Here is a 13,772-nt window from a genome sequence, read left to right as displayed (position 1 = left end):
CCGCTACTTCAGCTCTGTCATCTCCCGTACGTCGCAGTCCGTGAAGGACGGACCGCTGGTGCACAGCGCGGCGAGCTGTTCGGCCATCCTCGCCGTCTCGGGAGAGTCACTGTTGCGCTGCGCGTCCTCGGCCGATGCGAACTCGATGAGGACGTGGAAGCGGCGGGGGTTGCCCCGGTCCTGAAGGACGAGGCGGTGCGTGGGGCCGCCCTCGCGGCCCGGCGCCTGCTGGTCGGCCTGCTGGTCCGCCTGCTCGACCAGGGCCCGCATGTCGTCGATGCGGTCGGTCTCGAACTCGATGATCTGAACGAACTTCATGGATCCAAGCAAGCACGGGGTGTGGCCCGCGGCAATCCGCCGCGGGCCACACCCCGTGCTGGTAACTCCTACGTCCGATGCCGTCAGGCCTCGATGCTGTCCTTCGGAGACTCGTCGGCCGCCTTCTCCGCGGCCTCCTTCTTCGCCTGCCTGCTGGTGGCCATGAGGCTGGTGATCGTCGTGATGACCAGGACACCGCAGATGACGCCGAGCGAGACCGGGATGGAGATCTCGGGGACGTGCACCCCGTTCTCGTGCAGTGCGTGCAGGACCAGCTTCACGCCGATGAAGCCCAGGATGACCGAGAGGCCGTAGCTGAGGTGGACCAGCTTCTTGAGCAGTCCGCCGATGAGGAAGTACAGCTGGCGCAGACCCATCAGGGCGAAGGCGTTCGCCGTGAACACGATGTACGGGTCCTGGGTGAGGCCGAAGATCGCGGGGATCGAGTCCATCGCGAAGAGCACGTCGGTGGTGCCGATGGCAAGCATGACGATCATGAGGGGCGTCATGATCTTCTTGCCGTTCTTCTGGATGAACAGCTTGGTGCCGTGGTACTGGTCGGCGACGCCGAACTTCTTCTCGGCGGCCTTCAGGAGGCGGTTCTCCTCCCACTCCTCTTCCTCATCACCGGAGCGCGCCTCCTGGATGAGCTTCCAGGCGGTGTAGATCAGGAACGCGCCGAAGATGTAGAAGACCCAGGAGAAGTTGGCGATGACCGCTGCGCCCGCGGCGATGAAGATCGCTCGCAGTACGAGCGCGATCAGCACACCGAACAGCAGCACCCGCTGCTGGAGATGGGTGGGCACCGAGAACTTCGCCATGATCAGGATGAAGACGAAGAGGTTGTCGACGCTGAGCGACTTCTCGGTGATGAAGCCCGCGAAGAACTCGCCGCCCGCCTGTCCGCCGCCCCAGATCAGCAGGCCCACTCCGAAGAGCGCGGCCAGCACGATCCAGACGATCGTCCAGATTCCGGCTTCCTTGATCGATACGTCGTGCGGCTTGCGGCCGATGAAGAAGTCAACCGCGATCAGGGCACACAGACCAAGAATGGTCAGCACCCAAAGGGTCATTGAAACGTCCACTGCGCCTCCGGCGTCGTACGGCTACTGATCAGCGTCGTCGCTGCCGGAGGTCTCTTCCACCCGAGGCGGCTCACCGCCCCGCGGGCCGACGCCCCGGGACCGATGGCGGTCCGTATTGACGGGTACGTCGCGTTCGGGAGTACTCCCCTCCGCTGCAAGAAGAGTACGCGAAACACCAAGGGTTGGTAAAGGAGAATCCAAACAAGAGCCAAAAGGCCAGGTCAGGCAGAGCAAAAGTCGCTTTACCGTCAGCGGCCCCGACGGCTCATCGGGCCCGGAAACGCGTCAGCGGCCGCCCGTGCGCCGGGCGTGCGCGACCTGGTTCAGGACCTGCTGGAGCACCCGGCTGCCGGGCGGCGTCATCGGCGGTTCGTACGTCCACGCATGACCGACCCAGGGGTCGGCGAGGTGGTCGTCGGCCACCGGGGTCAGGCGCAGGAGGGCGCGCCAGAGCGGGTCGAGCAGCGGGCCGTACTCGGCGGCGTCCTCGCGGTCGGCGACCAGCATCAGGTGCACGCCGACCGCCGGGCCCTCGTCCGCGAGGTAGCGGAGCTGGGTCACGGCGCGGTCGTCGAAGCCGTGCGGGAAGTCGTTGACGATCAGGAGCTGCTCGGCGGTGTCCAGGTCCGGCGGCAGCGCGTCGGCGGCGCCCGCGCGGATCGCCATCTGCACCAGGTCCACGCGCTGGGTGAGCTTGGCGAGCACGCCGGAGACGCCTGCCGCGCCGGCGGCCGGGGGCTCGTCGAGCACGCCCGCGGTCACCAGCGGGGAGAGCGCGCCGGCCGCGGAGCCCGCGGCGTCGATGACGTGCACCGTGAACTCGCCCGCCGGATAGACGGCGAGCAGCCGCGCGGCGTGCGCGACCGCGCTGTCCATGGCGAGGCGGCGCAGCTGGTCCGTGTCGGCCACGGAGTCCGTGCCGGACGAGCGGCCGCTGTCGATCCACAGGCCGCGCTCAAGGGGCAGCCGGACCAGCATCGGGATGTGCAGGTCGGGGCGCTCGGGCAGGTGGAGGTCTCCGAGGCGCAGCGCCATGGGGATCTCCATGGGGGTGCGGTAGGCGTGCCAGACGGGGCTGTCCCAGCCTGCGTACGCCATGGGCAGCGCGGGCTCGACGACCTCGGACTCGGCGGCGAGCTGGCCCAGGTCGCGGTCGAGGGCGGCCCTCGCCCGGTCGACGAGCAGGCCGTGCTTGGTGCGGGCGGCCTCGCGCGCGACGTCTCCGGTGTTGCCGATGCGGCTGCGCGGGTCGGAGAGGACCTTGTCCAGCTCCTGGTCCATGCGCGACTCGGCGAAGTCGACGGCGCTTCGGTACGCGGCTGTCGTGCGGGCCAGGTCCTCGAACATGCCCCACACCTGGTTGTAGAGGCGCTCCTCCAGGGACCAGCCGGTCGCGTCGCCCGCCACGGGCTGGGCCGGCCTGCCCGGCTCGGCCGGGGCCGCGGTCGGCGGGGGCGGCGGCGGTGCGGTGGCCTGACGGCCCGGATGGGTGTAGTTGACGGGGCCGCCGGACGAGGGGCTCGCGTCGCCCGGCTGATGCGTCGCCGGGGCGGGCTGAGGGGGCTGGGCCGGCTGGGCGGCGGCCGTGCTGTCCGGGCCCTGCGTTCCCGGGCCGGGGGCGGCGGTCTGTCCCGTCGTCCGCACCCGGGCCTCGTCCGAGGGGCGGGGCGGTGGCGCGGCCACCGAGCGGGCGAGGCCCTGGGCCACCGCTTCGTTGATCGTGCCCGCCAGTTCGTGGGCCTGCGGCAGGCCCTGGTCGGTGAGCATGTCAGCGAGGCCGCCCGCATACCCCTGGCCGACGGCGCGCACCTTCCACGCGTCCTGCCTGCGGTAGAGCTCAAGGGCGACGACGGCGGACTCGGCGTCCAGGTCGGTGATGGTGTAGCTGGCGACCTCGGAGCCGTCAAGGCCGGTGACGGCGACGAAGGGGGCGGCGAGCGAGCCGAAGCTGACCGGTCCCCCGACGCCGACCGGCAGCGCGAGGAGGACGTTGACCCGGTGCACCGCTTCCGGCACGGCGCCGAGGTCCACCGCGAGGCGGTGGTCGGCGGCCGCCTGCTTGGGCACTTCGAGCCCCGGCAGCGTGGGCGAGCCGGGATGGGCCACCCACTCAATGCCGCGCACCTTGCCCTGGTCGTCGCTGAGCGTGACCCCCGCCACGATCGGCTTGCCGACCGAGACCCGGATCTCCAGTCGGGTCTCGGGAAGCGGGTGGTTCTGCCCCCGGACCAGCTCGGCCGTCATCGCCTTCGTCCCCCTCGTGCCCTCTGTACCTACTGGTGCCGCGTGTCTACAGGTGCGGCAGGATCGACGGCATCAGGTCCTGGAACGTGCGGCCGTTGGCGGGATTGCCGATGGCCGTCATCTGCCAGCCCGTGCCCGCGCGGTGGACCTTCGCCATGATCTGCGCGGTGTACTGACCGCCGCCGTCGAGCGTGTACCGAGCGAGCTCCTGGCCGTTGGTCTCGTCGACCAGGCGGCAGAACGCGTTCTGCACCTCCTGGAACGTCTGACCCGTGAAGGAGTTCACCGTGAAGACGATCTGGTCGATGTGGACCGGGATCCGCGCGAGGTCGACGAGGATCGCCTCGTCGTCCCCGCCCTGGCCGACACCGCCGACGAGGTTGTCGCCGGTGTGCCGCACGGAACCGTCGTCACTGACGAGGTGACGGAAGAACACGACGTCCACCGGCTGCTTGTCGGCGAACAGGACCGCCGACGCGTCCAGGTCGACCTCACGCGTGCGGGTGCCGAACAGGCCGCGCCTCGGGGCCGCTTGCCAGCCGAGCCCCATGCGCACCGCGGTCAGGGCGCCCCCGTCGTCCTTCTGCAGGCTGATGGCCTGACCCTTGGTCATGTTGACCGTCACGCGCTGTCCCCTCTCGAACTGCCTCGGCAACCGCCGGTCTGTGCGGTTGCCCAGCACCCTACGCAGAGGCACTGACAGTGCCGCAGTGCGGGCGGCACTTTGTGTCGGTCTTGCAACACACCAGGCAGTACGCCTATGCCTGCCCCGCCTCCCTCATCTGCCTGAGCTCCTTCTTCATCTCTGACACCTCGTCACGCAGCCGTGCCGCGATCTCGAACTGCAGGTCGGCGGCTGCCGCGCGCATCCGCGCGGTCATCTCCTCGATCTGCTCGGCCAGTTCGGCAGCGGGTCGGTCGGTGGGCACCTTCTCGGCGGCCTTGCCCTTGCCCGCCTTCCCGCCGAGCGCGGGCACGGGCGCCTTGGCCGCTGTTTTCGCGTCGGCGCCCTTCCCCTTGCGGTAGTCCGTGCCGAGCAGCTGCTCGGTGTCGACCTCCTCGCGCGCGATCGCCGACACGATGTCGTTGATCTTCTTGCGCAGCGGCTGCGGGTCGAGCCCCTTCTCCTTGTTGTACGCGATCTGCTTCTCGCGGCGGCGATTGGTCTCGTCGATGGCCTGCTCCATCGCCGGGGTGACCTTGTCCGCGTACATATGGACCTGACCGGAGACGTTACGAGCCGCGCGGCCGATCGTCTGGATCAGCGAGGTGCCGGAGCGCAGGAAGCCCTGCTTGTCGGCGTCGAGGATGGCGACCAGGGAGACCTCGGGCAGGTCGAGTCCCTCACGCAGGAGGTTGATGCCGACCAGCACGTCGTACTCACCGGCACGCAGCTCGCGCAGGAGCTCGACGCGGCGCAGGGTGTCGACGTCGCTGTGCAGATAGCGGACCTGGATGCCCAGTTCGAGGAAGTAGTCGGTGAGGTCCTCGGCCATCTTCTTCGTGAGCGTGGTGACCAGGACGCGCTCGTCCTTCTCGGTGCGCGTGCGGATCTCGTGCACCAGGTCGTCGATCTGGCCCTCGGTGGGCTTGACCACGACCTCCGGGTCGATGAGGCCGGTGGGGCGGATGATCTGCTCGACGAAGCCGTCGCCGCGCGAGAGTTCGTACTTCCCCGGGGTCGCCGAGAGGTAGACGGTCTGGCCGATGCGGCCGAGGAACTCCTCCCACTTCAGCGGGCGGTTGTCCAGCGCGGACGGCAGCCGGAAGCCGTGGTCCACCAGGGTGCGCTTGCGGGAGGCGTCCCCTTCGTACATCGCGCCGATCTGCGGGACCGTGACGTGCGACTCGTCGATGACGAGGAGGAAGTCCTCGGGGAAGTAGTCGATGAGGGTGTTGGGTGCGGAGCCGGGCTCGCGGTCGTCGAAGTGCATCGAGTAGTTCTCGACGCCGGAGCAGGAGCCGATCTGGCGGAGCATCTCCAGGTCGTACGTCGTGCGCATGCGAAGGCGCTGGGCCTCCAGCATCTTGCCCTGCTTCTCCAGCTCGGCGAGGCGCTCGGCGAGCTCCTTCTCGATGCCGGTGACCGCCTTCTCCAGTCGCTCAGGACCCGCCACGTAGTGCGAGGCCGGGAAGACGTACAGGTGGTCGTCGTCGCTGATGACCTCGCCGGTGAGGGGGTGCAGCGTGGAGAGCGCCTCGATCTCGTCGCCGAACATCTCGATGCGGACGGCCAGCTCTTCATAGACCGGGAAGATCTCGATGGTGTCGCCGCGGACCCGGAAGGTGCCGCGGGCGAACGCCACGTCGTTGCGCGTGTACTGGATGTCGACGAAGCGGCGCAGGAGCTGGTCGCGGTCGATCTCGTCGCCGACCTTGAGCGAGACCATCCGGTCGACGTACTCCTGCGGGGTGCCGAGGCCGTAGATGCAGGAGACGGAGGCGACCACGATCACGTCACGCCGGGTGAGCAGCGAGTTCGTCGCGGAGTGGCGCAGGCGCTCGACTTCCTCGTTGATCGAGGAGTCCTTCTCGATGTACGTGTCCGACTGCGGGACGTACGCCTCGGGCTGGTAGTAGTCGTAGTACGAGACGAAGTACTCCACCGCGTTGTTCGGCAGGAGCTCTCGGAACTCGTTGGCCAGCTGGGCGGCCAGCGTCTTGTTCGGCGCCATCACGAGGGTGGGGCGCTGAAGCTTCTCGATCATCCACGCGGTGGTGGCCGACTTGCCGGTGCCGGTCGCGCCGAGCAGGACGACGTCCTTCTCACCTGCGTTGACGCGCCGCTCCAGGTCGGCGATGGCCGCCGGCTGGTCGCCGCTTGGCGTGTAGTTGCTGACGACCTCGAAAGGTGCCACCGTGCGTTCGATCTTGGATACGGGCCGCATGGAACCCACCGTACGACCCCGCACTGACAACGGGGTCGGATCACCAGCTCTGCGGCGCCTTGGGGCCGGCGCGCGGCGGGGGCCTGCGGCCCGCCCGCGGGTCGTGCCGGTCGCCCGAGCGCGGGACGGGATAGGGCGCGTGCTGCCCCTGCGCGGCGCTCTGGAGGTCGGCCTTGCCCATCACCATCAGCGGGTCGAACATCACGATCACGCCCGCCAGGAGCAGGAAGGCGAGCGGGCCGATCATCATGGGCGCGAGCAGCTCGGCGGGCGAGTCCCCCGCGGTCGGCGCCGCGGACGACGAGCCGTGCAGATGGACGCTGAGGGCGGCCATCCCCACGTAGTGCATGCCGCTGACGGCGAGCCCCATGACGAGGCTCGCGCCCAGACTCCAGAGGAAGCCTCTGACCTGTGCGGCTGCCCACAGGGCCGCGCTGGCGGCGACCACGGCGATCACCACGGACGCCGAGACGGTGAAGGTGTTGTACTCCAGCGTCCCGCGCAGACGCATACCGGCCATTCCCAGATAGTGCATCGACGCGACGCCGAGGCCGGTGATCGTTCCCCCGGTGAACAGTGCGGCCCCGGTCGCGCCGCGGTAGCCCACGATGAAGATCCCTATGCCGACCATGACGATGGCGACGGCGAGACTCGCGAAGGTCAGCGCCTTGTCGTAGTGGATCGGGGCTTCCTCGACGGTGAAGCCCATCATCGCGATGAAGTGCATGGTCCAGATGCCGGAACCGATGGCCGCCGACCCCAGTGCGAGCCAGCCGGGCCGCCAGGAGTGCGCGACGAGGAGCGACCTCGTGGTGCAGCGCAGACCGAGCGCTCCCCCGAGGCAGGCCATGAGGTACGCCGCCACCGGTGTGACCAGTCCATAGCTGAAACCGTCGACTGTCCCCTGCATGCGCGGTAGCCCTTCCGCCTGTTGTGTCCAAATGCCCGGGATTGCCCCCAAGTGGCCCCAGCCGACCGTCCACTGACAGGCCATGGGCTGACGCAGAGAGTAAAGCTCACTCCGGAACTTGCGAACGATTTTCCGGGAAAGAAACCCGGCTGTCTCCGTTCAACCTGTGGCCATCCTGCACCTGTCTCGCGTTGGCCGTGGACTGTCACTCTCATCCGGTCCGTGCCCGCACATCGCGAGGAGTCACCGTTGTCCGCACGCGTTGCCGCTGCCACCACCGCCGCTCTTCTTGGAGCCGGTGCACTCGCTCTCCCATCCGCCACCGCTCACGCCGCCGACCAGACGTCGGCGCCGACGTCCACGCGGGCGTCCGCCCAGACATCCGCCTCGCACGACAGACCGCTGGTCGTCGCGCACCGTGGCGCTTCCGCGTACGCCCCCGAGAACACTTTCGCAGCCATCGACAAGGCGGCTGACATGGGGTTCCGCTGGGTCGAGAACGACGTCCAGCGCACCAAGGACGGCGAACTCGTGATCATGCACGACGACACCCTGAAGCGGACGACGAACGTCGAGCAGCTCTTCCCCGACCGCGCGCCGTGGAAGGTCGCGGACTTCACCGCGGCGGAGATCGCCAGGCTGGACGCGGGCAGCTGGTTCGCTCCCAAGTACGCGGGGCAGCGGGTGCCGACGCTGAAGCAGTACATGAACCGGGTCTCGCGCAACCACCAGAGCCTGGTCTTCGAGTTCAAGAAGCCCGAGCTGTACCCGGGCATCGAGAAGCAGGGCCTCGCCGTCCTGCGCAAGACGGGCTGGCTCGACCGGCACCACGTCAAGAGCAAGCTCGTCATCCAGAGCTTCAGCGCCGACAGCGTCAAGACGGTGCACAAGCTGCGGCCCGACATCAAGACCGGCTTCCTCGGCACGCCCGCGGTCGCCGACCTGCCCGCGTACGCCAAGTTCTCCGACCAGATCAACTCGACCCACACCTCCATCTCCCGCGAGTACGTCGCCGCGATCCACTCGCTCAAGGGGCCGCACCGCAAGCGCCTGGAGATCTTCACCTGGACCGTGAACGACGCTGCCGCCGCCCAGCGGGTGGCGGGCTTCGGGGTGAACGGCATCATCACGAACACGCCGGACGTCGTGCGCAAGGCCATCTCCTAGGGCCCGGGGACGGGCGCGGGGCGGCGTTGTCAGTGCCCGGTCGTACGGTGGTCCACATGAACGCCAACGGGCAGCACGAGCAGGGCGGGCCGGGTCCGGACGGTCTGCGGCAGGTGGTGTGGGCCGTCGTCGCGAGCGACATCGGCCCGCTGATGCTCGCCGCGACCGACGACGGTCTGGTCAGCGTCGTCTTCCACGCCACGGACGAAGTGCGCGACAAGGCACTCGAGCGGCTCGGCTCCCGACTGGGGGCCGAGCCGGTCGAGGCACCCGGCTCTCCCCTTCTCGCCGAGTCCATACGCCAGCTCACGGCATACTTCGCGGGCGAGCGGCACGACTTCGAGCTGCCGCTCGACTGGTCCCTGATCTCCGGGTTCAACCGCCAGGTCCTGCGCGAGCTGACCACCGTTCCGTACGGCGCCGTCGTGGGGTACGGCGACCTGGCCCGCCGCGTCGGCCAGCCCGGCGCGGCCCAGGCGGTCGGCATGGCGATGGGCGCCAACCCGCTGCCGATCGTGGTGCCCTGCCACCGGGTGGTCGAGAGCGACGGCGGCATCGGCGGCTTCGGCGGCGGCGTCGAGACCAAGCGGCAGCTCCTCGCCCTGGAAGGGGTGCTGCCGCAGCCGCTCTTCTGACGCTCCCGGGGTATCAGGCACCAGGCGGCCGGCGGCTCGCAGCCGGCCGGGCCAACTCTGTTTCGCGCGTATGAACGTCCTGGCACACTGCGCCAGTGACTTCGACCCTCGACGCTCCTGACATACCCACGCCAGAGGCGCTGCCCGCCCTGCGCCGCCGCACCACCGCGGTGCTGGTGGCCAGCCAGATCCTGGGCGGGCTCGGAGTACCGATCGGCATCGCGCTGGCCCCGATGCTCGCCACCGAGGTGAGCGGGACGGAGGCGCTGTCCGGCCTCGCGCCCACCGCGTCCGTGGCCGGCACGGCCCTGCTCTCGCTGCCGCTCGCCGCTCTGATGACGTCGCGCGGACGGCGGCCCGGCCTCGTCCTCGCGTATCTGATCGGCGCGCTGGGCGCCGGGCTCGTGGTCCTTGCCGCCGTCGTCGAGAACTTCCCCCTGCTGCTGCTCGGCATGGCGGGCTTCGGAGCGGGCTCGTCCGCCAATCTGCAGGCCCGGTTCGCCGCGGCCGACCTCGCCGAGCCCGACCGGCGCGGCCGCGCCATCTCCCTGGTCATCTGGGCCACCACCATCGGCTCGGTCCTCGGCCCGAACATCGCCGCGCCCACCAGCCGCGCCTTCGCCGGCACCTCCATACCCGAGGCGGCGGGCCCCTTCCTCTTCGCCGCCGGGATCTTCGCCGTCGCCGGTCTCGTGGTGGCGGTACTGCTGCGTCCCGACCCGCTGCTCACCGCCCGCGCGCTCGCCCCGCAGGAGAACCAGTCCGCGCAGAGCCGTTCGCTGCGGGCCGGGGTCGCCGCGGTGGCCGCGTCGCCGATGGCCCGGCTCGCGCTGGTGACGGTGGCCGCCTCGCACACCGTGATGGTCTCGATCATGGTCATGACCCCGGTCGACCTGGGGCACCACGGGGCGAGCCTGCAACTGGTCGGCCTGGTCATCAGCGGTCACATCGCGGGCATGTACGCGCTGTCGCCGCTCATGGGCTGGCTCTCCGACCGGTTCGGGCGGCTCTCCGTGATCGGCCTCGCGGTCGGGCTGCTGTGCTGCGCCGCACTCCTGGCCGGCACGGCGGGCCCCAGCCACGGCCGGACCGCCGCCGGTCTCTTCGTGCTCGGCCTCGGCTGGTCCGCGGGCCTGGTCTCCGGCTCCGCGCTGCTCACCGACTCGGTGCCGCAGCCCGCCAGGGCCGCCGTGCAGGGCCTCTCGGACCTGACCATGAACACGGCGGCGGGCATCGGCGGCGCGGCGGCCGGCCTGATCGTCGCGCAGGCCGGCTACGGCTGGCTCAACCTCATCGGCGTCTGCGTGCTGCTGCCGATGGCGGCGCTCGCGATGCGCCGGGCGGTCAAGAAGGCCTGAGACGGGGAGGGCCGAAGGCTCGTGACCTCGGCGGCCACGGTCACGGGAGCGTGATGTGGTACGCCTTGCGCAGCGTCTCGTGCACGGTCCACGTCGTACGGTCGCCCTCGCGCAGGACGGCCGCGTCGCCGGGGCCGATCTCGATCACGTCCCCGCCCTCGACCTCGATCGTGGCGCGGCCGCTGACGACCACGAAGAGTTCGTTGGCCTCGGTGTCGGTGACCACGCCGGGCGTGATCTGCCAGATGCCGCGCAGCTGCTTGCCGTCGGCCGACTCCCACAGGACCTTGCCGGTGACCTCAGGGGTGCCGGAGACGATCTGCTCGGGGTCGAGCGGCTCGGCCTCCAGTTCGGCATCCGGAATGTGCACGGCAAAGGACGGCGCGAGGGCTTGATCATTCGTGGTCATGGCCGGTCACCCTAGCCGGGCGCCGCGCGGCTCCATGGAAGGGGTCAGCTTTCCCCGCCTCGCGCTCCTTCGCGCCCTCTCGCCCTCTCGCCCTCTCGCCCTCTCGCCCTCGTCGGTCCTACCCGTCCTCTCCGTAGTGGCGCGCTTCGAAGATGTTCCCGTCCGGGTCGCGGAAGTAGAAGCTGCGGCGGGCCGTGCCGCGGGCGCCGAACGCATCGTGCGAGATGTCCGACACCGGTGTCCCGCGCTCCTCCAGGCGGGCGCGCAGCGCTTCGAAGTCGGTCTCCGCCAGGGCGAGGCAGACGTGGTTCACCGGGTGGCCCGCGCTCTTGTCCGCGCCCGGCACGACGTTCATGCGCTCGGCGAGTGTGAGCGGGGCGAGGTCGAAGATGGTCTCCTCGTTGAGCCGCACGGAGGGGAACGCGGCCTTGCCCGCCGTGAACTCGGCGACGCGCAGAGGTTCCAGGCCCAGCACCTCCTCGTAGAAGCCGACTGCCGCCGCGGGGTCGCGCACCCACAGGACGACGTGGTCGAGACGTGTCGTGTTGTCCGTCATGCCCCTCAGGCTGCTGTCCCGTCCCGGGCGCCGCAAGTGTTTGGCGGGGCGCGCCGACCGCCAGGGATGAGGGGAGACCCGACAGGCAGGAGGCAGGCCCGTGTTGGTGGTGTCCGACGTGGTGGTGTCCGACGAGGTACAGGCGGCTGTGGCGGACCGGCGGCCCGTCGTGGCCCTGGAGTCCACGATCATCGCGCACGGGCTGCCGCGCCCGCGCAATCTCCAGGTGGCTGGTGAGCTCGAAGAGGCCGTACGTGCGGAGGGCGCCGTCCCTGCGACGATCGCCGTCCTGGACGGGCGGCCCCATGTCGGCCTGGACAAGGAGCAGTTGGAGCGGGTCGCGAACGAGGACGGCATCCGCAAGCTGGGCCACCGCGACCTGGCGCTCGCGGTCGCGGCGGGTGCGAGCGGGGCGACGACGGTCTCCGCGACGGCGCTGCTCGCCGCGCGCGCGGGTGTGCGGGTGTTCGCCACGGGCGGGCTCGGCGGGGTGCACCGGGAGTGGACGGTGACCCAGGACGAGTCCGCCGACCTGGGGCTGCTCGCCCGGACGCGCATCACGGTCGTCTGCGCGGGCGTGAAGTCGATCCTGGACGTGGCGGCGACGCTGCAACGCCTGGAGACGTTGGGTGTCGCGGTGGCGGGGTACGGGACGGACCGCTTCCCCGGCTTCTACCTCACCGACTCCGGGCACCCGGTGGACTGGACGCTGCGTACGCCCGGGGAGGTCGCGGCGGTGATGCGGGCCCAGGACGCGGTCGGCGGCCCGGAGTCCGCGCTGCTCGTGGCGAATCCCGTGCCGGAGGCCGAGCAGCTCGATCCCGCGCTGCACGCGCGCGTGCTGGCCGAGGCGTTGGAGGCGTGCGCCGAGGGTGGCATCACCGGGCAGGCGGTCACGCCGTTCCTCCTGGACCAGCTGGTGCGGCGGACCGAGGGTGCGTCACTGAGCGCCAATCTCGCGGCGGTGCGGGGCAATGTGCGGCTCGCGGGGCGGATCGCAGCGGCGTGGGTGGAGCGATGACGTCGCTGCGGGGCGAGGTCAGGGCCGGGGGTGGGGGCGGAAGCGGGGCACTGCTGGTCGTCGGGGACGTCGTCACGGACATAGTCGCGCGGCACGGTGCGCCGCTCGCCGTGGGCACGGATACGGCGGCGGCGATCCGTACGGTGCCGGGTGGCGCGGGCGCCAATGTGGCGTGCTGGGCGGCTTCTTGGGGGTGCGGCGACGTACGTCTCCTGGGGCGGGTCGGCGTCGATTCGGCGGCGTGGCACGAGGAGGCGCTGACGCGGGCGGGGGTGCGTTCGCAGCTCGTCGTGGACTCCGACGCGCCTACGGGGACCGTGATCTGCCTGGTCGACGGGGGTGCCGGGGGCGGGGCAGAGCGGACGTTCCTGACGGACAGCGGCGCGGCGCTGCGCCTGTCGGGCGCCGACTGGTCGCCCGAACTTCTGGACGGCGTGGGGTGGCTGCACCTGTCGGGGTACTTGTTCTTCGCGGGCCCGAGCCGGGCGATGGCCGAGACGGCGTTGACGGCGGCACGCGCGCGTGGGGTGCCGGTGAGCGTGGATCCGGCGTCGGCGGGGTTCCTTGCGGGGCTGGGGGTGGGGCGGTTTCTGGCGGCGACGGAGGGGGTGGATGTGTTGTTGCCCAGTGAGGGTGAGGCACGGTTGCTGGCGGGGGCGCCTGGGCTGGGGGAATCGGCGGGGCTGGGGGGTTCGCCTGGGCTGGGGGATGGGGCGGGGCTGGGGGAATCGGCAGGGCTGAAGGGCTCGCCTGGGCTGGGGGAATCGGCAGGGCTGAAGGGCTCGTCCAGGCTGGGGGATCCGGCGGGGCTGGCGGATTCGGCGGGGCTGAGCCGCCGGTACCCGGTGGTGGTGGTCAAGCGGGGCGCTGCGGGTGCGGTGGTCGCACGCGGCGGTGAGGTGCGGGCCGAGATTCCCGCGCTGCCTGCCGCTGCGCGGGACTCGACGGGGGCGGGCGACGCGTTCACGGGGGCGTTCCTTGCCTCGCGACTCGGCGGCGCGGGGCTCTGCGAGGCTTCGGCGGAGGGGTGTCGGGCGGGGGCGCGGGCGGTTGAACTGGTGGGCGGAAGGCCGGGTTAGGTTGCGGGGCTGGTCCGTTTGGGGGGGGGCGGGGCCGCGCCGGTGCAGGGCTTTTTCGGCACCGAAGTCCGCCGAACCACGCTCTGGGCACGCCCCTACAAG

13 protein-coding genes are annotated in these 13,772 nt (G+C 70.6%); 5 read left to right on the top strand and 8 right to left on the bottom strand.

The window, feature by feature from the left end:
* Positions 1–3: 3 nt before the first annotated feature.
* From M4V62_RS31580 to M4V62_RS31555, 6 genes are all read right to left on the bottom strand, one after another.
* A complete protein-coding gene (locus M4V62_RS31580) occupies positions 4–318 on the bottom strand; it encodes a hypothetical protein (RefSeq protein WP_249590596.1) in 315 nt (104 codons plus the stop codon).
* Between the two features lie 83 nt (positions 319–401).
* Positions 402–1,391, bottom strand: a complete 990-nt coding sequence (locus M4V62_RS31575) for a TerC family protein (RefSeq protein WP_249590595.1) — start codon at positions 1,389–1,391, stop codon at positions 402–404.
* A gap of 297 nt (positions 1,392–1,688) precedes the next feature.
* On the bottom strand, positions 1,689–3,647 hold the full coding sequence (locus tag M4V62_RS31570) for a TerD family protein (protein WP_249590594.1): 1,959 nt from the start codon (positions 3,645–3,647) through the stop codon (positions 1,689–1,691).
* Between the two features lie 46 nt (positions 3,648–3,693).
* Positions 3,694–4,272: a TerD family protein gene (locus M4V62_RS31565; RefSeq protein ID WP_249590593.1), complete on the bottom strand. Its 579-nt coding sequence runs from the start codon at positions 4,270–4,272 to the stop codon at positions 3,694–3,696.
* A 133-nt stretch (positions 4,273–4,405) separates the two neighbouring features.
* Positions 4,406–6,535, bottom strand: a complete 2,130-nt coding sequence (gene uvrB / locus M4V62_RS31560; RefSeq protein ID WP_249590592.1) for an excinuclease ABC subunit UvrB — start codon at positions 6,533–6,535, stop codon at positions 4,406–4,408.
* A gap of 40 nt (positions 6,536–6,575) precedes the next feature.
* The gene (locus M4V62_RS31555; protein ID WP_249590591.1) at positions 6,576–7,445 is read right to left on the bottom strand and encodes an MHYT domain-containing protein; all 870 of its coding nucleotides are present in this window, start codon (positions 7,443–7,445) and stop codon (positions 6,576–6,578) included.
* Between the two features lie 249 nt (positions 7,446–7,694).
* On the opposite strand from M4V62_RS31555, the gene M4V62_RS31550 reads away from it, so the two are divergent.
* The 3 genes from M4V62_RS31550 (at position 7,695) to M4V62_RS31540 (ending at position 10,605) form a co-directional block, all read left to right on the top strand.
* Positions 7,695–8,612, top strand: a complete 918-nt coding sequence (locus M4V62_RS31550) for a glycerophosphodiester phosphodiesterase (protein WP_249590590.1) — start codon at positions 7,695–7,697, stop codon at positions 8,610–8,612.
* Positions 8,613–8,668: 56 nt separating this feature from the next.
* The gene (locus tag M4V62_RS31545) at positions 8,669–9,247 is read left to right on the top strand and encodes a methylated-DNA--[protein]-cysteine S-methyltransferase (RefSeq protein WP_249590589.1); all 579 of its coding nucleotides are present in this window, start codon (positions 8,669–8,671) and stop codon (positions 9,245–9,247) included.
* A 95-nt stretch (positions 9,248–9,342) separates the two neighbouring features.
* On the top strand, positions 9,343–10,605 hold the full coding sequence (locus tag M4V62_RS31540) for an MFS transporter (protein ID WP_249590588.1): 1,263 nt from the start codon (positions 9,343–9,345) through the stop codon (positions 10,603–10,605).
* Positions 10,606–10,645: 40 nt separating this feature from the next.
* Here M4V62_RS31540 and M4V62_RS31535 read toward each other — a convergent pair whose 3' ends face one another.
* Both M4V62_RS31535 and M4V62_RS31530 read right to left on the bottom strand, forming a co-directional pair.
* On the bottom strand, positions 10,646–11,014 hold the full coding sequence (locus tag M4V62_RS31535; protein WP_249590587.1) for a cupin domain-containing protein: 369 nt from the start codon (positions 11,012–11,014) through the stop codon (positions 10,646–10,648).
* Between the two features lie 118 nt (positions 11,015–11,132).
* Positions 11,133–11,570, bottom strand: a complete 438-nt coding sequence (locus tag M4V62_RS31530) for a VOC family protein (RefSeq protein WP_249590586.1) — start codon at positions 11,568–11,570, stop codon at positions 11,133–11,135.
* A gap of 100 nt (positions 11,571–11,670) precedes the next feature.
* Between M4V62_RS31530 and M4V62_RS31525 the strand changes: the two genes are divergently transcribed.
* Both M4V62_RS31525 and M4V62_RS31520 read left to right on the top strand, forming a co-directional pair.
* Positions 11,671–12,591 (top strand): pseudouridine-5'-phosphate glycosidase, encoded by a 921-nt coding sequence (locus M4V62_RS31525; protein ID WP_249590585.1) that lies wholly within the window; start codon positions 11,671–11,673, stop codon positions 12,589–12,591.
* Positions 12,588–13,670: a carbohydrate kinase family protein gene (locus M4V62_RS31520; RefSeq protein WP_249590584.1), complete on the top strand. Its 1,083-nt coding sequence runs from the start codon at positions 12,588–12,590 to the stop codon at positions 13,668–13,670. Before M4V62_RS31525 ends, M4V62_RS31520 begins: the two co-directional genes overlap by 4 nt.
* The last annotated feature ends 102 nt before the right edge of the window (positions 13,671–13,772 follow it).

The sequence above is a fragment of the Streptomyces durmitorensis genome (assembly GCF_023498005.1).
GTDB lineage: Bacteria > Actinomycetota > Actinomycetes > Streptomycetales > Streptomycetaceae > Streptomyces > Streptomyces durmitorensis.
The sequence above is the reverse complement of the archived record's forward strand: the minus strand, read 5'-3'. Positions and strand labels throughout refer to the sequence as shown.

What these genes read in the sequence shown, in the direction of transcription:
- M4V62_RS31555 (WP_249590591.1), bottom strand. Translation starts at nt 7,445, where the DNA reads ATGCAGGGGACAGTCGACGGTTTCAGCTATGGACTGGTCACACCGGTG.
- M4V62_RS31570 (WP_249590594.1), bottom strand. Translation starts at nt 3,647, where the DNA reads ATGACGGCCGAGCTGGTCCGGGGGCAGAACCACCCGCTTCCCGAGACC.
- M4V62_RS31575 (WP_249590595.1), bottom strand. Translation starts at nt 1,391, where the DNA reads ATGACCCTTTGGGTGCTGACCATTCTTGGTCTGTGTGCCCTGATCGCG.
- uvrB (WP_249590592.1), bottom strand. Translation starts at nt 6,535, where the DNA reads ATGCGGCCCGTATCCAAGATCGAACGCACGGTGGCACCTTTCGAGGTC.
- M4V62_RS31520 (WP_249590584.1), top strand. Translation starts at nt 12,588, where the DNA reads ATGACGTCGCTGCGGGGCGAGGTCAGGGCCGGGGGTGGGGGCGGAAGC.
- M4V62_RS31580 (WP_249590596.1), bottom strand. Translation starts at nt 318, where the DNA reads ATGAAGTTCGTTCAGATCATCGAGTTCGAGACCGACCGCATCGACGAC.
- M4V62_RS31545 (WP_249590589.1), top strand. Translation starts at nt 8,669, where the DNA reads ATGAACGCCAACGGGCAGCACGAGCAGGGCGGGCCGGGTCCGGACGGT.
- M4V62_RS31530 (WP_249590586.1), bottom strand. Translation starts at nt 11,570, where the DNA reads ATGACGGACAACACGACACGTCTCGACCACGTCGTCCTGTGGGTGCGC.
- M4V62_RS31535 (WP_249590587.1), bottom strand. Translation starts at nt 11,014, where the DNA reads ATGACCACGAATGATCAAGCCCTCGCGCCGTCCTTTGCCGTGCACATT.